General features: G+C 39.6%; 19 protein-coding genes. 5 read left to right on the top strand and 14 right to left on the bottom strand.

All coding sequences use genetic code 11. The annotated features are described in order from the left end of the window. Positions 1-7 precede the first annotated feature (7 nt). Genes mrdB through rsfS form a run of 4 tightly spaced genes read right to left on the bottom strand, consistent with a single transcriptional unit; the run spans position 8 to position 3,859 of the window. On the bottom strand, positions 8-1,120 hold the full coding sequence (mrdB, locus tag GWJ01_RS14705; RefSeq protein ID WP_099075876.1) for a peptidoglycan glycosyltransferase MrdB: 1,113 nt from the start codon (positions 1,118-1,120) through the stop codon (positions 8-10). A 5-nt stretch (positions 1,121-1,125) separates the two neighbouring features. Next, positions 1,126-3,021 (bottom strand): peptidoglycan DD-transpeptidase MrdA, encoded by a 1,896-nt coding sequence (gene mrdA, locus GWJ01_RS14700; RefSeq protein ID WP_109393410.1) that lies wholly within the window; start codon positions 3,019-3,021, stop codon positions 1,126-1,128. A 38-nt stretch (positions 3,022-3,059) separates the two neighbouring features. Then, the gene (gene rlmH, locus GWJ01_RS14695) at positions 3,060-3,530 is read right to left on the bottom strand and encodes a 23S rRNA (pseudouridine(1915)-N(3))-methyltransferase RlmH (protein ID WP_109393411.1); all 471 of its coding nucleotides are present in this window, start codon (positions 3,528-3,530) and stop codon (positions 3,060-3,062) included. A 2-nt stretch (positions 3,531-3,532) separates the two neighbouring features. Further along, a complete protein-coding gene (gene rsfS, locus GWJ01_RS14690; protein WP_006537732.1) occupies positions 3,533-3,859 on the bottom strand; it encodes a ribosome silencing factor in 327 nt (108 codons plus the stop codon). A gap of 390 nt (positions 3,860-4,249) precedes the next feature. Here rsfS and GWJ01_RS14685 point away from each other — a divergent pair, with 390 nt between their 5' ends. Then, complete coding sequence (locus tag GWJ01_RS14685) at positions 4,250-4,996, top strand: YbgA family protein (protein ID WP_109393412.1); 747 nt, start codon at positions 4,250-4,252, stop codon at positions 4,994-4,996. A gap of 10 nt (positions 4,997-5,006) precedes the next feature. On the opposite strand, the gene nadD is transcribed toward GWJ01_RS14685, so the two are convergent. The 8 genes from nadD to GWJ01_RS14645 form a co-directional block, all read right to left on the bottom strand. Then, positions 5,007-5,678 (bottom strand): nicotinate-nucleotide adenylyltransferase, encoded by a 672-nt coding sequence (gene nadD / locus GWJ01_RS14680; RefSeq protein WP_109393413.1) that lies wholly within the window; start codon positions 5,676-5,678, stop codon positions 5,007-5,009. Continuing rightward, on the bottom strand, positions 5,671-6,705 hold the full coding sequence (holA, locus tag GWJ01_RS14675; protein ID WP_109393414.1) for a DNA polymerase III subunit delta: 1,035 nt from the start codon (positions 6,703-6,705) through the stop codon (positions 5,671-5,673). The genes nadD and holA overlap by 8 nt, the downstream gene beginning before the upstream one ends. Then, positions 6,702-7,250, bottom strand: coding sequence for an LPS assembly lipoprotein LptE (lptE, locus tag GWJ01_RS14670; RefSeq protein WP_075671576.1), 549 nt, complete (start codon positions 7,248-7,250; stop codon positions 6,702-6,704). Before lptE ends, holA begins: the two co-directional genes overlap by 4 nt. 12 nt (positions 7,251-7,262) lie before the next feature. After that, complete coding sequence (leuS, locus tag GWJ01_RS14665; protein ID WP_109393416.1) at positions 7,263-9,845, bottom strand: leucine--tRNA ligase; 2,583 nt, start codon at positions 9,843-9,845, stop codon at positions 7,263-7,265. 326 nt (positions 9,846-10,171) lie between these two features. After that, positions 10,172-10,897 carry an amino acid ABC transporter ATP-binding protein gene (locus GWJ01_RS14660; protein ID WP_161711245.1) on the bottom strand — a complete coding sequence of 242 codons (726 nt, stop codon included), beginning with the start codon at positions 10,895-10,897 and terminating at the stop codon, positions 10,172-10,174. Next, on the bottom strand, positions 10,898-11,572 hold the full coding sequence (gene gltK, locus GWJ01_RS14655; protein ID WP_109393418.1) for a glutamate/aspartate ABC transporter permease GltK: 675 nt from the start codon (positions 11,570-11,572) through the stop codon (positions 10,898-10,900). Beyond that, a complete protein-coding gene (locus tag GWJ01_RS14650) occupies positions 11,572-12,312 on the bottom strand; it encodes an amino acid ABC transporter permease (RefSeq protein WP_109393419.1) in 741 nt (246 codons plus the stop codon). The genes gltK and GWJ01_RS14650 overlap by 1 nt, the downstream gene beginning before the upstream one ends. 115 nt (positions 12,313-12,427) lie before the next feature. After that, the gene (locus tag GWJ01_RS14645) at positions 12,428-13,321 is read right to left on the bottom strand and encodes a glutamate/aspartate ABC transporter substrate-binding protein (RefSeq protein WP_109393420.1); all 894 of its coding nucleotides are present in this window, start codon (positions 13,319-13,321) and stop codon (positions 12,428-12,430) included. Between the two features lie 365 nt (positions 13,322-13,686). Between GWJ01_RS14645 and GWJ01_RS14640 the strand changes: the two genes are divergently transcribed. The 4 genes from GWJ01_RS14640 to GWJ01_RS14625 all read left to right on the top strand — a co-directional run bounded on the left by GWJ01_RS14640 (position 13,687) and on the right by GWJ01_RS14625 (position 17,434). Next, the gene (locus GWJ01_RS14640; protein ID WP_109393421.1) at positions 13,687-14,076 is read left to right on the top strand and encodes a metal resistance protein; all 390 of its coding nucleotides are present in this window, start codon (positions 13,687-13,689) and stop codon (positions 14,074-14,076) included. An 84-nt stretch (positions 14,077-14,160) separates the two neighbouring features. Further along, a complete protein-coding gene (locus tag GWJ01_RS14635; RefSeq protein ID WP_161711244.1) occupies positions 14,161-16,200 on the top strand; it encodes a protein-disulfide reductase DsbD family protein in 2,040 nt (679 codons plus the stop codon). Then, positions 16,200-16,931, top strand: a complete 732-nt coding sequence (locus GWJ01_RS14630; protein ID WP_161711243.1) for a DsbA family protein — start codon at positions 16,200-16,202, stop codon at positions 16,929-16,931. The genes GWJ01_RS14635 and GWJ01_RS14630 overlap by 1 nt, the downstream gene beginning before the upstream one ends. Further along, complete coding sequence (locus tag GWJ01_RS14625; RefSeq protein WP_161711242.1) at positions 16,931-17,434, top strand: protein disulfide oxidoreductase; 504 nt, start codon at positions 16,931-16,933, stop codon at positions 17,432-17,434. Before GWJ01_RS14630 ends, GWJ01_RS14625 begins: the two co-directional genes overlap by 1 nt. Before the next feature lie 8 nt (positions 17,435-17,442). On the opposite strand, the gene GWJ01_RS14620 is transcribed toward GWJ01_RS14625, so the two are convergent. Together GWJ01_RS14620 and lnt are read right to left on the bottom strand one after the other, a co-directional pair. Beyond that, on the bottom strand, positions 17,443-18,129 hold the full coding sequence (locus GWJ01_RS14620) for a hypothetical protein (protein ID WP_161711241.1): 687 nt from the start codon (positions 18,127-18,129) through the stop codon (positions 17,443-17,445). Positions 18,130-18,200: 71 nt separating this feature from the next. After that, complete coding sequence (gene lnt / locus GWJ01_RS14615) at positions 18,201-19,724, bottom strand: apolipoprotein N-acyltransferase (protein WP_161711240.1); 1,524 nt, start codon at positions 19,722-19,724, stop codon at positions 18,201-18,203. Positions 19,725-19,728 lie beyond the last annotated feature (4 nt).

The raw sequence follows: 19,728 nt of genomic DNA, 5'->3' as shown, positions 1-19,728 counted from the left end.
AACCTCATTATAAACTTTTTGATAGTAATTTTCGGTGTGTATGAATCGACATCACGATACCAAACCCGGCCATTAATACAATAAGAGCCGAGCCTCCATAACTCATCAGCGGCAATGGAACACCTACAACAGGAAGAATACCACTCACCATTCCTATGTTGACAAAGACATAGACAAAGAAAATTAGCATTAACCCGCCAATCATTACTCTACCAAATGTATTTTGTGCTTTTGTTGCAAGGTAAAGGCCTCGCGCGATTAAGAGTATATAAAGAGTCAATAGTATCAAAACACCAATTAATCCGAGTTCTTCCGCCAATACAGCAAAAATAAAGTCTGTATGGCGCTCTGGTAAGAATTCTAATTGAGATTGAGTGCCTTGTAACCATCCTTTTCCATGTAATCCACCAGAACCAATGGCAATTTTAGATTGGATTATATGATATCCTGCCCCAAGCGGGTCTGATTCAGGGTCGAGAAGCATCATTACCCGTGCTTGCTGGTAATCATGCATGAGGAAAAACCAGAGTATGGGGATAAAGGCAGCAACAAGAATAATAGCCACGGTAATAAGGCGCCAACTCATTCCCGCAAGAAAAAGAACAAATAAACCCGATGCAGCAACAAGAATGGATGTTCCTAAATCGGGCTGTGCGGCGACTAATAAAGTTGGTACAAAAATGAGTACCAGAGCAATAGCCGTATTACGTAATGTAGGGGGGCACACATCGCGATTCATAAATCGAGCGACCATTAAAGGCACTGCTATTTTAGCGATTTCTGAAGGCTGAAAACGAACAATACCTAAATCTAGCCAACGTTGTGCTCCTTTACTGATTTGCCCAAAGACATCAACGAGAATAAGTAAAATAACACAAAAGAAATAGAGATGAGGAGCCCAGCTTTCATAGACTCTTGGTGGGATTTGCGCCATGACTATCATGATCATGAAACCCATAGCAATCTGTCCTAACTTACGTTGCATCATTTCTGGATCTTGCCCGCTGGCACTCCACATAATAAATGCGCTGTATCCTAATAACGCAATAATACAAAGTAAGAATAACGGGTCGATATGGATCCGTGTCCAGAAGGATTTTTTCTTATTATTTTCAGTCATGAGTATTATTCCTCTGAACCACGTGGTGCTGGTGGAGAAGCTGGCAATACAGTGTTGTTATCACCAAGGAGAATGTGGTCAAGAATTTGTCTTGTAATATCACCGACAGAAGGGCCTGCACCACCATTTTCTAAGATAATAGAGATAGCTACAGTTGGCTTATCATAAGGCGCAAAGGCAATCATCAATTTGTGGTCACGAAGATGTTCTGCCAATTGGCTAGCATTATAGGTTTCGTAACTAAATACTTGTGCAGTTCCCGATTTTGCAGCTGCTTTATAAGGTGCATCAGCAAAACTTCGACGACCTGTACCATTCGGGAAGTTAGCCACACCATACATACCGTATTTTGCTAGTTCCCAATAACCTGAGTTGATATCGCCAATTTGGCGGGTTTCAGTATCAACATAAGGCAACATTTCATTGCCTAGTTTGGTACCGTAAAGTAGGTGAGGGGTTTTAACTTGACCGTCATTAATCAATGTCATTAAAGCTTTCGCCATTTGAATTGGCGTCGCTGTCCAATAACCTTGCCCAATACCTACTGGGATCGTGTCACCTTGATACCAAGGCTTTTTATAACGTTGCTGTTTCCACTCACGCGTTGGCATGATGCCATTGCGTTCTTCAGAGAGATCAATACCTGTATATTCGCCATAGCCAAAGCGACCCATCCAAGTTGATATACGATCAATTCCCATATCATAAGCAACTTGATAGAAGAAGGTATCCGCAGATTCTACGATAGATTTTGTGACATTAAGTTTTCCATGTCCCCAACGTTTCCAATCTCGATAACGTTTTTCTGAGCCAGGGAGTTGCCACCAGCCTGGATCATGAATTGTAGTATTGGCTGTGATTACACCTTCACTCAATGCTGCAACAGACATAAAGGGTTTCACAGTTGATGCAGGTGGATAAAGACCCTGAGTTGTTCGGTTGATCAGTGGTCTATCAGGGTTGTTTAGTAACCCTTGATATTCAGTATTTGAAATCCCACCAACAAATAAGTTTGGATCGTAGCTAGGGTTTGATACCAGTGCTAAAATTTCACCATTGCGAGGATCGGTTACTACAACCGCAGCTCGGCTTGTAGTGAGTAATGTTTCAATATAGGTTTGCAGTTCAAGGTCGATGGTAAGATAAATATCTTTACCTGCTTGTGGCGGTTGTTCGTGCAATTGGCGAATAACTCGACCACGGCTATTAACTTCAACCTCTTCATAGCCTGTTGTGCCGTGCAAAGTAGACTCATAATAACGCTCGATGCCTAACTTACCGATATCATGAGTTGCAGCATAGTTAGGTGATAAACCTTCTTTATCAAGACGTTCAACATCTTTATCATTAATTTTTGCGACGTAACCAATCACATGCGTTAATGCTGAACCATAAGGGTAATAACGACGTTGATAGCCTTTGATTTCTAAACCGGGATAGCGATATTGGTTGATAGCGAAACGTGCGACTTGTACTTGGCTTAATGTTGTTTTTAAGGCGATAGAGCTAAATCGACGTGAGCGCTTGCGCTCTTTTTCAAATGCAGCAATATCTTCGTCAGTTAAGTCAACAACATCCCTTAAACTTTCCAGAGTTTCTTGTAAGTTTGCTACCTTTTCAGGCACAATTTCTAATTGGTAGATAGTACGATTGAGCGCAAGAGGGATACCTTTGCGATCATAAATAATGCCTCTGCTGGGAGCAATCGGTACTAATTTAATTCGGTTATCATTTGAACGTGTCTGATAATCATCATGGCGAGCGATCTGTAAGTGATTGAGGTTAAAAACCAAAACACCACTTAATATAATAATTACTGAAAATGCGACAATTACACGTCGGATAAATAGCTTTGATTCCGCAGTATAATCTCGAAACGGGGTACGTTTTTTTCTTTTCATCCCATTTGACTTCACTTACTGACCCGCCAATTTATTGATTATTCACGATGATAAGGATGGTTTGTGGTAATGCTCCATGCTCGATAAAGGCTTTCTGCAACCACAACACGAACAAGGGGATGTGGCATTGTTAAAGGAGATAAAGACCAGCTTTGTTCAGCCGCAGCTTTACAAGCGGGTGCTAATCCTTCCGGGCCACCAATGAGTAAGCTGACATTTCTACCATCAAGCTTCCATCGATCAAGTTGTTCTGCAAGTTTTGGCGTATCCCAGCGAGCGCCAGGAATATCGAGAGTGACGATACGATTTCCTTTACCTACTGCAGCTAACATTTGTTCACCTTCTTTTTCGAGAATACGTTTAATATCCGCATTCTTTCCTCGCTTACCTGCGGGGATCTCGATAAGTTCTAAAGGCATATCTTTGGGGAATCGATTAAGATAATCAATAAAGCCGGTCTGTATCCAGTCCGGCATTTTTGTACCAACGGCAATGAGCTGTAATTTCAAACTCAGCTCCAGAGTTTTTCAAGTTCGTACATACGGCGACTATCTTCTTGCATAACGTGTACCATGGCTTCACCAAGGTCAACGACAATCCAGTCAGAAACTCCTTGTCCTTCAACACCTAAAGGTTGTAATCCCGCTTCGCGGCAATCATCAACGAGATTATCTGCAACTGACATGAGGTGTCTGCTTGATGTACCAGTACAAATAATCATGTAATCAGTTACACTTGATTTTCCGCGGACATCTAATGCAATAATGTCTTGAGCTTTAGAATCTTCAAGTTTATCAATAATAAATTGCTGTAATTCAGAACCTTGCAAAAGGATCACCTATAATCTAATGGGTTGATTTAGTCGAAAAAATAATAAGCGCTATTTTAAAGGAATTTATACCAATAAATCTATTTTACTGGATGATTAATTCTAGTTAGCAATAACAAGAACATAAACCTCATTTTCTTGTTTTTCGACGTTTGATTTAGAAAAATTCATATATGCCCATTAACTGCGTCATAATAAATAACAAAAAGAAGGCAGATAAGAACTTTTCCGTTTAGACGACAGTTTTACCTTACAGTTCCCTTAAGGGAACAGAGGGTGAGAATAACAGCTAAACCTCATCTGTCAATGCTCATGAAACACCTAATTAGGTGTGTTTTTACTTTGTTAGCTTCAGATTATACCGTGTAATGCTCAGACTTTTTAATTGGAGAGAAAAAAATGGAAAGAAAAGTGAATTATCTTGGGATATCTTCAGAAATTATGGGTAACACTAATCACCAATTGCAAGAAAAGTTAGCATTGCTTTGTGATACTGTTCAGGCGGAAAAGATAGGCATTATGCAGGTAGAGGCTCAAAATAGAGATAACCTATTGCCACTTTATGGTTATGTTGGAAAAAAAGGAGACTGCCTTTCCTCTCCCCCGAATTTTACTTTACCTCAATTAAATATTGATCAATTTTTACAACCTATTGTTCTTGACCATTTTCTTACCCGATTTTTCACACTGTTTGATTACCAACAACAGGTTAATCAATCATTAACTAAAGGGGCTTTGGTTAAATTCCATAGCCGATATAAATATTTAATTATGGCTTATTCACAAGTGGCTTATCGAGAGTTGGGGCGTGATATTGCTAATTTTTCTGATGCTATTCCTCTTGAAGAAGTTGCATCAAAATATCAGGGAAAGCTAATGAAGGCATTCAGTGTTGCAGCAAATAGAGAAGGGCAAACTAATGCGTTAATGCATATGGCAGGGTATTTTAAGCGGGATCTAAGCTCACAACAAAAACAAGAAATGGCACAGACAATTTTACAATATCGTCAAGGTATCGTGCCTTTATCTAAACCTTATGATTTACTCAAATATTGGTTAACTGTTTATCCTGATGAGTATTTGAGCCATCAACGCTATTTTTCGCCTTACCCGTTCGCTTTTAATTATTTAAGAGAGCAACTTTAGTCTTAAGTAATTATTTATAGAGTTGTTGTTGGCGAATATAGTCTTCAACAGAGTTAGGTAGTAAATCGTGACAATCTAACCCGGCTTTGTGACGAGCACGAATATCTGTTGCTGATATATTATAAAGAGGCGTATCAGCTAGAAATATTTTACCCGCAGGTAAACAGTGAATATCTTCTTGCTGATGAGTTTGATGTTTGGTTAGCCATGTTTGCATTTGCACTGAGTCAAAATGTGTTTGATAACCAGGGCGGGCGCAAACTAGTAAATGGCATACTTCCAGCAGGTCTTCCCATTGGTGCCATGTATTAATTGAAAGTAATGAATCTTGACCAATAATAAAAGCCAAGGGTTGTTTGTCGCCGATTTCTTTTCTGAAGTCTCTTAATGTCTCAATAGTATAAGAAGGTGTTGGCTTCTCAAGTTCACGAGTATCGACTGTAAATGAAGAATATGGCTCAAGAGCCAGACGTACCATCTTAAGACGTTGTTGAGAAGAGGCCTCTGGTTGAGGGCGATGAGGAGGAATATTGTTAGGTAGCCAAATCACTTCTTTTAAACCAATTAATCCGGAAAGAGCTTCAACAGGACGCAAATGCCCATAATGAATAGGATCAAATGTACCACCATATAAAGCAATGGCTTGGTTAATTAATGATGTTGAGTTATTGATTTTAGACATGACTTACAAATCCTTCCGGCAATGCTTTTCCACAAAGTAATAAACCCAGAGCACTAAGAGAGGGCCAAACTGTCTGTCCATAATCTTGTTTAATAGTAATTTCAATTGTTGCAAGTAACCGTATTGCTGTCAGCAATTGATGTTCAGATAAACGTTGTAGTGCTGCGGTGAATATTGGGCGTCGATTTTGCCAAATTCGATGTTTATCGAAAATCGTTTTTAACGAAGTCGTTTTAGATTCTCGATGTAGCGTAATCAACTGCATTAACTCACGTTGTACAGTTCTGAGTAAAATAACAGGTTCAGAGTCTTCTCTTTTGAGTTGTTGCAAGATATGCCATGCACGTTGTGTTTTCCCGGCCAGTAATGCATCAACCCAGTGATAAGGGGTAAAATGTGACGCATCATTGACCGCCGCTTCTACTCTTGGGAGCGTCAGCTTACCGTCAGGGTATAACAGAGAAAGGCGCTCAATGGCTTGTGCTAGCGCCAATAAATTCCCTTCATAACAGTAGCAAAGTAATTGATTACCTTGTTCATCCAGCGCTAACCCTTTTTGTTTTGCTCGCCGTGCAACCCAATTAGGTAATTTATCAAGCTCAGGTGTCAGACAAGAAACATAGGTTCCATGTTGGCTTAATGTTTTAAACCATTCACTGTTTTCTTGTGCTTTTGTGAGTTTATTGCCACGTAAAATCAACAATAAGTCTTGATGTAATTCTTGAGATAGGCGAGTAAGTTTCTCTGACATCGCTGCATTGGGGCCATTTTCAGGCAAATGTAGTAAAAGAGATTGTCTTTGAGAAAAAAGGCTTAGCGATTGACAAAGCGAGTAAATTTCATTCCAGTCTGTATTATTATCAAGGGTAAATTGATAATGTTCGACAAACCCTTGGGATTTAGCAGCGGATTGAATAGCATCTTGAGACTCTTGGAGTAATAGAGGTTCATTACCCCAGAGTAGGTAACTTTGGCGCAGCCCCTCTTGGAGCTGCGCATTCAGTTGTTCTGGATATAAGCGGATCATTTGGCGGGTGAGATTATCTGTTTTGCCTGCTCAGCTTGTGCGCTCTTTTGGCGTTCTGCATTGTGAACAACCAATAATTTACGCACTAATATTGCTGTCGCTTGTTCACGCATCTCTTGCTTGATAATGTCATTTTCAGCATCTTTCGCTAATGCTTCTAATGGGTTATCGAAGAATGGACGTGAAACCTGTGATGAAATTGGGTAAATCGTACCATCAGGCATAATCACTTGTGCATCAAGCACAAATGTTAATTGACGTTCTGCTGATTTACCGTCTTGATACACAGAAACGGTCTCTTTACTTTCTGATGAACCGACAATTTTTAGAATAGGGATATTTGCCGTTGGATTTTCAACAAGCTGAACACCACTCAGTCTAAGTTGTTGACGCATTACACGAGATAATGGGCCATAAGGGTCACCAGAGCTAAGATAAAGCGTTTTTAATTCTGCTGGAACCTGCGTTTTACCTTGAAGGTGAAAACCACAGCCAGCGGTGATTAACACCGCTAAACCGAAAAATAGCGAAAGTAGATATCGCACTAGGCCTCCTTATCAGCCAACAACGATGTTCAGTAATTTTCCAGGAACATAGATGACTTTACGAATAGTCACATCTTCCAAGTATTTAGCAACACTGTACTCTTTTGTCGCCATTTCCTGAACATATTCTTTTTCTGAATTAGCCGGAACAGTGACTCGACCGCGTACTTTACCATTCACTTGAACGATGATCAGTTTGGTGTCATCAACCATTGCTTCTTCATCAGCAACAGGCCATGGTGCAACATCAACGTCCTCTTTTCCACCTAATGCCTGCCACATAACAAAACAAGCATGAGGGATGATTGGAGAAAGCATACGAACAATGGCTTCTAATGCTTCTTGCATTAAAGCACGATCTTGTTCTGTTTCTTGTGTTGCACGAGTTAATTTATTCATTAACTCCATAATGGCAGCAATTGCGGTATTAAAGGCTAAACGGCGACCTACGTCATCAGATACTTTCGCAATCGTTTTATGTAAGTCACGACGCAAATCTTTTTGTTCTTCTGTTAGTGCAGAAAGATCAAGAGACTGTGTCGCTCCTTTTTGAGTGTGCTCGTGAACTAAACGCCATAAACGACGTAAGAAACGGTTTGCGCCTTCAACGCTAGATTCCTGCCATTCTAGAGTTAATTCTGGTGGTGCTGCAAACATCATAAATAAACGAACGGTATCTGCGCCATAACGTTCAACCATCGTTTGTGGGTCGATACCGTTGTTTTTAGATTTAGACATTTTGCTCATGCCAGCATAAGTCAGTTCATGACCTTCACTGTCAGTTGCTTTAATGATGCGGTTTTTCTCATCGCGTTCAACGATAGCTTCAGCTGGAGATACCCAATGACGAGCACCATCTTCACCAGTGTGGTAGAACGCATCAGCTAATACCATGCCTTGGCACAGTAAGCGTTTTGCTGGTTCATCAGAGTTCACTAAACCTGCATCACGCATCAGTTTATGGAAGAAGCGGAAATACATTAAGTGCATGATGGCGTGTTCAATACCACCAATATACCAGTCAACAGGCAACCAATAATTAGCTGCTTTCGGATCTAACATGCCTTTATCGTAATCTGGGCAGGTATAACGAGCGTAATACCAAGAAGATTCCATAAAGGTGTCGAAAGTATCAGTTTCACGTAGCGCTGGCTGACCATTGATTGTGGTTTTTGCCCACTCTGGATCTGCTTTGATTGGGCTGGTGATCCCGTCCATTTTTACATCTTCTGGCAGGATCACAGGCAGTTGATCTTCAGGGACAGGAACAACAGTACCGTCTTCTAAAGTTGCCATTGGAATTGGCGCACCCCAGTAACGTTGGCGAGAAACACCCCAATCACGTAAACGGTAGTTAACTTTACGCTCACCAACACCCATTTGTGCCAGTTTATCTGCAATTGCGTTAAAGCCAGCTTGGTTGTCTAAACCAGAGAATTCACCAGAGTTAATCAGGCTATTTTTCTCGGTTAATGCACCTTCAGATAAGTCAGGTTGATTACCTTCAGCATCTGCAATAACGGCTTTAATTGGTAAGTTGTATTTAGTTGCAAATTCCCAGTCACGTTCATCATGACCAGGAACCGCCATTACAGCACCCGTGCCGTATTCCATTAATACAAAGTTAGCAACCCAAATGGCGACTTTCTCTTTAGTTAATGGATGAATAGCATAAAGGCCTGTTGCAATCCCTTTTTTCTCCATTGTTGCCATATCGGCTTCTGCCATTTTCATGTTACGGCATTCATCAATGAAATGTTGAACTTCAGGGTTATTTTGAGCAGCTTTTTGCGCTAATGGGTGACCTGCAGCAACTGCAACATAAGTGACACCCATAAATGTGTCTGGACGCGTTGTATAAACGGTCATTGTGTCATCGCTATCAGCAACATCAAATTTAATTTCGACACCTTCTGAGCGACCAATCCAGTTACGTTGCATGGTCTTAACTTGTTCAGGCCACTCATCTAACGTATCTAAATCATTTAACAGCTCTTCAGCATACTCGGTAATTTTGATAAACCACTGTGGAATTTCTTTACGTTCAACAGGGGTATCACAACGCCAGCAACAGCCATCAATAACTTGTTCGTTGGCTAAAACAGTTAAGTCGTGTGGGCACCAGTTAACAGCAGAGGTCTTTTTATAAACTAAGCCTTTTTCATATAACTTAGTAAAGAACCACTGTTCCCAGCGATAATATTCTGGAGTACAAGTAGTAACTTCGCGATCCCAATCGTAACCAAAACCCAGTTTTTTTAACTGGCTTTTCATGTAATTGATATTTTCGTAAGTCCATGGTGCTGGAGCTGTTTTATTTTTTACTGCGGCACCTTCTGCAGGTAAACCGAACGCATCCCAACCAATAGGTTGTAAGACGTTTTTACCTAGCATACGTTGATAACGGGAAATCACGTCACCAATGGTGTAGTTACGGACGTGTCCCATGTGTAGTCGGCCAGAAGGATAAGGTAGCATTGACAGGCAGTAATATTTTTCTTTGTTATTATCTTCTGTCACTTTAAATGTATTGTTCTTTTCCCAGTGTTCCTGGATAGTTTGCTCTATATCTTCGGGACGATATTGTTCTTGCATGGCACCGATAATCCTATGGTGAATTAATGGCTACCGGAGGGTAACCGCTATTATGAAATTAAGACTCGCATAGCATAGCTGATTTTGTCTAATAGCCACAACTATTGATCTCAATGAAAGCCACCGTTTGCATAACTTTTTCAAGACAATTACGAGATATCTTGAAAAGAACTAAAGCAAAAAGACAATAAATGCGTATTTTGTGAAAAAATAATAGTGATATTGCGAGAAAAGAGGATTGCTTGATATTTAATTGCGAGGTTAATCTAAATTATTATTTTGGGCTGACGTGCTAAAAAAGCACGTCAGCAGAGGGGATGTGGAGATTAGTGCAGAATTTTAGCGAGGAAATCTTTTGCTCGCGCTGATTTTGGATTATCAAAAAAGTCATTTTTAGGTCTATCTTCTACAATTCGACCTTCATCCATAAAAATAATACGGTCAGCGACTTTTTTAGCAAAACCCATTTCATGAGTGACTACCATCATCGTCATACCTTCATTTGCCAGCTCTACCATTACATCAAGTACTTCATTAATCATTTCAGGATCAAGTGCTGATGTCGGTTCATCAAACAACATTGCAATAGGATCCATGCATAATGCGCGAGCAATGGCGACACGTTGTTGCTGACCACCTGAAAGTTGAGCCGGGTATTTGTTAGCATGGCTTGTTAATCCCACTCGTTCTAATAGTTTTAACCCTTTCTCTTTTGCGGTAGTTTTCTCTCTATTAAGCACTTTAACTTGTGCCAGTGTAAGATTTTCAATAATAGATAGATGAGGGAAGAGTTCAAAATGTTGGAATACCATACCCACCTTTGCTCGTAATTTAGCAAGATCAGTATGTTTATCATTTACTTTGATTTCATTAACAAGGATCTCGCCTTGTTGTATAGGCTCTAAGCCATTCACTGTTTTGATCAGTGTTGATTTACCTGATCCAGAAGGCCCACAGACAACAACAACTTCCCCCTTTTTAACTTCAGTGGAACATTCAGTCAGTACTTGAAACTGACCATACCATTTGGATACGTCTTTTAGGGAAATCATCTAGGTAGTCCTTTTTTTAAGAAAGTTTACTAACATCGAAGCGGCGAAGCTAATGACAAAATAAACAAAACCAGCAAAGAGGATCATTTCAACTTGTGTTCCATCTCGTTCTCCAATATTTGCCGCTGTTCTGAAAAAGTCAGTAAGACTTAAAACGTAAACTAAGGATGTATCTTGGAATAATACAATTCCTTGAGTCAGTAAAAGCGGGATCATGGCTCGAAAGGCTTGAGGTAAGATCACTAAACGCATTGTTTGTGACTTGGTCATACCTAAAGCAAGTGAGGCTGAAAATTGCCCTTTGCTAACACTTTGAATACCTGCTCTTATAATTTCAGAATAATAAGCCGCTTCAAATAAAGAGAACGCTATCATTGCTGAAATTAAACGGATATCACTTTTCGGTGAAAGACCTAGAACATTTTGTAATATGTTAGGCACAATTAAATAAAACCACAGTAATACCATGACTAATGGAATAGAACGGAAGGTATTAACATAAGCGGCGGCAAACCAGCTAATAGGCTTAAAGGTAGATAAGCGCATAACAGCAAGCACCGTTCCCCATAGAATACCGACCACAATAGCAGTGACAGTGATTTTTAGAGTAATAGCCATTCCATCAACTAAAAATGGTAGGCTTGGAACAACAGAACTCCAGTCAAATTCGTACATTATTGACCTCCTGTTGTGCCAGGTAAACGCACACGTTTTTCAAGCCAATTCATGATTAACATAATGATGACGTTGATAAAAACATAGGCGAGAGTAATTGCTGTGAATGACTCATACGCTTTTGCTGAATAATCGAGTAGTTTGTTTGCTTGTGCAGCCATATCAATTAACCCGATAGTGGAAGCAATCGCTGAGTTTTTTACGAGATTAAGCATTTCGGAGGTCATTGGTGGAATAATGACGCGGTATGCATTGGGTAATAAAACATAACGATAGGTTTGGGGTAAAGTTAAGCCCAATGCTAAGCCTGCAGCTTTTTGACCACGAGGTAATGAGTTTATTGCGGCTCTAACTTGTTCACACATACGCGCTGCGGTAAATAAACCTAAGCAGAGTGCTGATGAGACAAAAAATTGCACATTTGGCGCTAAGTCCATTTTAAACCAGTCGCCAATAGATTGAGGCAATAATTCAGGAATGACGAGATACCACGTAAAGAATTGAACAATAAGTGGTACGTTACGGAATAACTCAACATAAACAGTACCTAAGCTTGAAAGCCAACGATTAGGTACAGTGCGTAAAATTCCAAATAAAGAACCGACAAGAAAGGCGATAACCCAAGCGCATAGAGATAAGGCAATAGTGACTTGAAAGCCAGAAATCAGCCATCCTAAGTATGTGGTGTTTCCGAATGGGGCTTCTTGGAAGAATATCCCCCAATCCCAATCAATCGACATGATTTCACCTCCGGTGAAAAAGAGGGGCAGGGAACGGCTGCCCCAAACTTCACTGATCTGTCTGTCCAACAGATACTTTATAATTATTTATTTTGCATCAACTGCTTATGTGTTTTTAGTTCAATGCTTTATCATTTGGTGATGCAAACAATGTTTTCATTTCATCCGAGATGGTGAATTCTAAGTTAAGATTTTTAGGTGGGATCGGTGCATTAAACCAGCGATTAAATGATTTTTCTGCTTCACCTGATTTTTGTGCTTTAGCGATAGTTTCATCAATTAACGCTTTGAATTGAGCGTCATCTTTACGGAACATACAACCATAAGCTTCTTCAGATTGTGGGGTTCCTACAATTTCCCACTCACCCGGTTTTTTCGCTTTAGCACGTTCACCAGCCAGTAATGCATCATCCATCATAAAGGCAACGGCACGACCTGATTCAAGTGTACGGAATGAGTCTCCATGATCTTTTGCGCTGATAATGCGCATATTCATCTTTTTCTCATCATTTAATTTGTTGAGTAACATTTCAGACGTTGTTCCTGATGTTACAACAACGTTTTTACCTGATAGATCAGCGAAATCTTTAATTCCACTGTCTTTTTTCGCCAGTAAACGTGTACCTACGATGAAAATAGTATTAGAGAAGCTAGCTTGTTGTTGACGAGCTTCATTGTTGGTTGTTGAACCACACTCAAAATCAAATGTGCCATTTTGTAATAATGGAATACGATTCTGAGAAGTAATAGGAATGAGGCGAACTTGTAAGTTTGGTTTGCCTATTTTGTCTTTCACAGCCTGTACAATGAGGTTGGAATAGTCTTGAGAATAACCAACTACTTTTTGTTGATTATCATAGTAAGAGAAAGGAACAGAGGATTCTCTGTGCCCAACGATGATAATATCGTTGTCATTGATTTTCTTTAAGGTTCCAGTGAGTTCTTCTGCTTGCACAGCTACTGCAGCCCCTAAAATCATTAATGATAATGCTAGTTTACGCATCCGCATAATAACTCCTGTCATGGTGATAAGTGATATTTGTGTTTTGCTTTGTGTTACTTTTTTGTTTTAATTTGTTTTGATAATGTTAATAGATAGAACAAATAACATACTGTTGGGAAGTGTAATTTGTGAAATACGAGAGGTATCTCCCAATAAAAGAATGAAATCAAATGTAGTTGATTATTTTTTTGGAAGTTGTTTTCAATATTTAAAATTATTGTAGTAGAAACCTTATAGAAATAAAGGTTAAAGATGAAAAATTGAGATGATGAGAAAAATAAGCTAAGTAGGGATTTGTAAAGTTTGTCTTAAGGAGTTGTTTGTCTGTGGATTACCGTTAAGATAGCGGGTCATATTGATGAGGAACATCTATGAGTAATTGGCGGTCAGGTCGCTGGCTAGTGGTGATAACAGTTTTGCTGATCTTGTGTTGTATTGTTCAGCGTTCATTAGGTGCCCACATCATTAGTGAGCGCTTAGCAACGGCTGTATCTCAAACACAATACCCACTATCAACACCGATTGCCGATGAGAATAGCGTAACAGAGCATACCTATTCGTTGTCTACCTGTGAATTAAGCGCCAAATCATTGCTATCTGTTCCCCCATTAACAATCGAGCCATTTTTCCATTCATGGGCTGTGTTACTATTGCTAAGCATGGCTGCCATTTATGTGTCGCGCCAGCGTAATCAGAAAAAACATCATCATCCACCACCTCCAATCAGACTTCACCTTCATTATTGTATTTTGAGGGATTAGAAATTTCCTTTTAGCTAAAAGATTGCGCGTCTAATTTGGGCGTGGCTCTATGTGTAGCGTTGTAGGAATTTTTAGGGAGTTGTTATGTTTCGTTCTTTTGTTATGGCGTTGATACTAACGCTATTTACTTTATCTACCTCTCAAGCAGCAGATACAGGCTGGCTAACCATGCCTGATAATTCTCATGCACAAGTTAGGGCGACAGCACAAAAGTCCCCAGCAGGTGACGTGAAACTTTTACTTGAGGTACAGCTTGAGTCTGGATGGAAAACGTATTGGCGTTCTCCAGGAGAAGGTGGCGTTGCCCCTGAAATTAATTGGTCGCAAGATGTAAGCGCAATAACTTGGCATTGGCCATCACCTTCAGCTTTTGATGTGGCGGGTATTTATACTCAAGGCTATGACAAACAAGTTGTTTTTCCTATTGAGCTATCCTCTGTTCAGACTGATCGTTTAACAGGAGTTTTAACTCTATCAACATGCAGTAATGTCTGTATTTTGACTGATTACACTTTAGACTTGGATCTTACTGAACCTGTGCCTGCTGATTTTGAATGGCAATATAATCAGGCAATGGCAAAAATTCCTGTTGGAACAGGATTAGTATCATCAGTTTCTTCTGGTTATAACAATAGCCAACTCACAATCTCTTTACAAAGAGAGCAAGGCACTTGGGTTAAACCTAATATTTATCTCGATCCTCCTGAAGGTATGCTTTATGGCATTCCAAAATTAAATCATCAAGATAAAAACCTATTTGTCACCGTTGATGTGACTGATGATTGGGGCGATGCTGCCGGTGATATTTCAGGTAAGGTGCTTTCTTTTGTTATTACTGACCAAGGTTTTTCTCGCCAAGTTAATGACACCATAGGGCATGGAGGAGCGGAGATTGCTCCCGCCGCCAATTCAGGTGTTGGGCTTTGGAGTATTCTCGCTTTTGCTCTATTGGGTGGCTTAATTCTGAATTTGATGCCTTGTGTATTACCTGTACTTGCGATGAAAATGGGATCAATTCTGCATCTTGAAAATCGTGATAAAGGGGTTATTCGCAAGCAATTTTCTGTTTCTGTTCTAGGCATCTTAGTTTCATTTTGGGCGCTAGCTCTGTTTATGACAGGCTTACGTTATAGCCAAGAAGCCTTAGGTTGGGGGATCCAATTCCAAAGTCCTTGGTTTATTGGTTTTATGGTATTAGTTACTGCTATTTTTACTGCAAATCTATTTGGATTATTTGAACTGCGTTTAAGTAGCAATATAAATACTAAAATGGCAACAGCAGGTGGGCAAGGATATAGCCGACACTTTTGGGAAGGTGCATTTGCAACTTTACTCGCAACGCCTTGTTCAGCACCATTTTTAGGAACCGCTGTCGCTTATGCACTTATTGCGCCTCTAAATGAGCTATGGCTTATTTTTACCGCTCTAGGGATTGGAATGAGTTTGCCTTGGATCTTAGTGGCTATATTCCCATCTATTGCCAAAGCGCTACCAAAACCGGGTAAATGGATGAATCGCCTAAGAGTGGTATTAGGCTTTATGATGTTATTGTCCAGTATTTGGTTAATTACATTACTTATTCCACATCTAGGATTACCAATCGTAATGGCTATTTTTATTGCCATTACTCTGCTTTTATTGTTTGCGATAGCACGGCATTATGGCAAAAAAACGGTATTTATTTCGGCTGTTATTGCCCTATTTTTAGGAGGGAGCACCTATCTATTTGTGGAGCAACCAGCAAGCCAAACACTCGCAGGTCAAGATACGATAAATTGGCAACCTTTATCAGAAGAAGCGATACACCAAGCATTAGCAGATAATAAACGTGTATTTGTCGATGTAACAGCAGATTGGTGTGTTACCTGCAAAGCAAACAAATACAATGTATTATTGCGAGAAGAGATTCAGGCTGCACTTTCAGCGCCAGATGTTGTCGCATTAAGAGGGGATTGGACTAAACCCTCTGATAAAATCACTCAGTTTTTAAAACAACGTGGTCAAGTTGCAGTACCATTTAACCAAGTTTATGGGCCTTGCCATAAAGATGGCGTGGTTTTACCCCCTATTTTAAATAAAGATTCAACATTGACAGTTCTTTCAGAGGCTAAAGGAGCCCAATAATGAAAAAAACACTTTCTGCACTGGTTATCTCTTCGTTACTTTTTGGTGCAAATGTGCAAGCTGCGGCATTAAGTGCTGATCAGGAAAAAGAAGTTCGTGCACTGGTTCGTGACACGTTAATTAAAAACCCAGAAATTCTGGAAGAGGCCATCACAGCATTACAGGCACAGAAAGCAGATGAGCAACAAGCTCAGTTCCGTACTGCATTAAAAGCAGAGCATGACGCGTTATATAATGATGCTGCAAGTCCTCGTATTGGTGCAAAGGACGCTAAATTAGTGTTGGTTTCTTTTACTGATTATAACTGCCCTTACTGCAAACGCTTCGATCCATTATTAGAACAAATTACAAAAGATTATCCTGAAGTTGCCGTGGTGATTAAACCATTGCCGTTTAAAGGTGAAAGTTCTGCAAAAGCTTCTCAAGCTGTACTTTCAGTTTGGAAAGAAGATCCAAAAGCATTCTTAGCATTACACCAACGTTTAATGCAGAAGAAAACAATGTTAGATAATGCAAGTATTGATGATGCAATGAAAACAACCAATACTAGCAAAGTGAAATTGACGGATGAAAGCTTAAAAGCGTTACAAAACAACTTGGATCTTTCTCGCAAATTAGGTATTCAAGGTACACCTGCAACTGTCGTTGGCGATATGGTTATTCCGGGTGCCGTTGATTACGCTCAGCTAGAAGTGATTGTAAAAGAACAACTGGATAAAGTGAAAAAATAATGCGTAGTCGCTTACGAAAGTGGAGTAAAGAACTGATTGTTCTGGTTGTCATTTTCGTTATAGCTTCTTTTGCAATGGATTGGTGGCGACAACCTACGCCACCATCCTTAACGAATTTACCTGAGCTTTATACGGTTGATAATAAAGTTGTTTCATTGGCTGAATTGAGTGCTGAAAAGCCCTTATTAATCTATTTTTGGGCAACTTGGTGCGGGGTTTGTAAACTAACAACACCATCAGTAAATTCGTTAGCACAAGATGGTTACAACGTGACATCTGTTGCGATCCGTTCTGGTGATAACGCAAAGTTAGAGCGCGGTATTCAATCTAAAGGTCTGGTTTTTCCTGTCATAAATGATACTCGAGGGGATATTTCTCAACAGTGGGAAATTAGTGCAACACCTTCATTTGTTATTGTTTATAAAGGAGAAATGGTAGGCTTTACAAGTGGTTGGTCATCTTCGTGGGGATTAAAACTACGTTTATGGTGGGCGTCTATCTAAATTAGCTATCAGAATTTTAGTAAAGAAAAAAGGGTGCTGGGTAAGCTGACAATAAAATAGATTATTTCATAAATAATATTTTTACGTCTGCGTTCAATTTTTGCTTCTTGGGTATTTTGGGCAATTAATGCCTTTTCATCGGCAATGCGTTTTGCAGTATTAATATGTATTGGCACAATATTAATAGGAATAACGGGGTCATTATTTTTATTAGCAGGGGTTAATTGAGCTAATGTCCAGCCATATTGATGCTGTTTATCTCTAAACGCATTTTGCTGAATAACATAACCGTAATAATCTTTACGGAAACCCTTTTCTTCGTTATCGCTGGAAATTTTATGGGCATATTGCCAATAAGATTGAATATCTGCGGATGACTGAATTAATTGGGATAGTGCAGATTGGTCAAGTTGAGTGACATTAACGCGTTTAGACTCAGCTTCTTGTTTTTGTTGATCGATAATCGCTGTTTTCCAATGCACAGGTACAATGGTTTTGTCTTCAATAAGTTGGCTAATTGACTCTGGTTTTTTTGACAATACCCAGCCAAATTCATGTTCTTGTTGATTGAACATCTGGCGTTGGATCCATTTATTTTCTTTATCTGTACGAAAGCCCTTTGTTTCATTATCTGTTGATATTTCTTTAGCTCTTTGCCAAATGGCATCGAGAATATGTTCAGGATAATGATCCATGAAAAAGCTCTCTTATTAGAAAAAGCCCAACCTAATTAATATTAACTTAATAGGGTTGGGCTTTATTCATTTTAATTACGGCGTTTAATAAAGGCGATGACAAAAAATAATCCAACCAATATCCACAATGGTGTATTACCCCATTTGTAATAAGGAGTTAGTCCTGTTGTTGGTGTCATTTTTTCCGCTAAAGCACCTTCTTCAAATTGAGGAAGTTGAGAAATTACATCACCGTTGGCTGCAATAAAGGCTGTAATACCGTTATTTGTCGAACGTAATAATGGTCTTCCTAACTCAAGAGAGCGCATTCTTGCCATTTGAAAATGCTGCCAAGGGCCGATTGAATTGCCAAACCACGCATCATTAGAAATCGTTAATAAGAATCGTGTATCAGGTTTGAAATTAGCGCGAACTTGCTCACCTAAGATAATTTCGTAGCAAATAGCTGCGGTTATTTTGGCATCATTAACAGTAAGCTGAGGTTGTACATATTCACCTTGACTTAATGATGACATAGGTAAATTAAAGAAAGGCGCAAGTGGGCGTAATAGTGATTCTAATGGTACATATTCACCAAAAGGAACAAGGTGATGTTTGTTATAGCGATCTGTTGCCGGGTATTGATAAGCATAGTGTTCACCTAATGTGATGACACTATTGTAAAAACGATAGCCTTCTAATGTCGGCCGAGCATCAATAATTCCCGTCATTAAATGGGTATCTTGCTCTCTTAATTGCTTATCTAATTCTGCTAAAAAGTTTTGTTGTTGAATTTCAACATCAGGGATAGCGGATTCAGGCCAAATAATGAGATTTGCATTACCAATAAAAGGGCGACTTAAGGTGAGATAGGTCTTTAATGTGCTCTCTAATGTACCTGGTTCCCATTTTAAAGATTGTGCGATATTACCTTGGACTAATGCAATTTCTTGCGTTTCATCAGGCAAAGGTTGATACCATTGATAGGATTTAAAGCTGATAGGTAATACTAATAAAAGCAGTGCAATCACAAGGCTGTAAATTGATTTACGATAGATTGTAAATGCAATTAATCCACTAATAACGGTTAAAAGCAGCGTTATCATGGTGACACCAAAAATAGGTGCAATACCTTTTAATGGGCCATCAATCTGGCTATAACCAAACTGCAACCAAGGAAAGCCTGATAATACCCAACCTCTTAAAAATTCGGTGATTTGCCATAGCGCAGGAGCAGCAAATACAAATCGCCAGAGTGTTGGTTTGGGGAAAAACTTATTCAGTGATCCTGCAAATAATAGCGTGTAGAGTGATAAATAGAGAGCTAATAAAATCACTAAAAAGATATTTATTGCAAACGGCATACCACCAAAATCAGCGATACTGACGTAAACCCAATTTACACCGCTACCAAATAACCCAAATCCCCAAGCAAAACCAAGGAATGCACCTTGACGAGCTGTGCGGTGAGTGATTATCAGTAATAAGCCAAGTAGTGAAATTAACGCCGCAGGCCAAAAATCAAATGGCGAAAATGCTAATGTGCCAATGGCACCGAAAAAAACCGCCAGAAGGGCACGAACCCACTGGCGGTTTAAGAAAGAGATCTTATTCATTGAT

Origin of the sequence: Proteus sp. G2618 (assembly GCF_009915995.1) — a bacterium.
Lineage (GTDB): Bacteria > Pseudomonadota > Gammaproteobacteria > Enterobacterales > Enterobacteriaceae > Proteus > Proteus terrae.
This window is presented reverse-complemented; position numbering and strand designations above follow the sequence as displayed.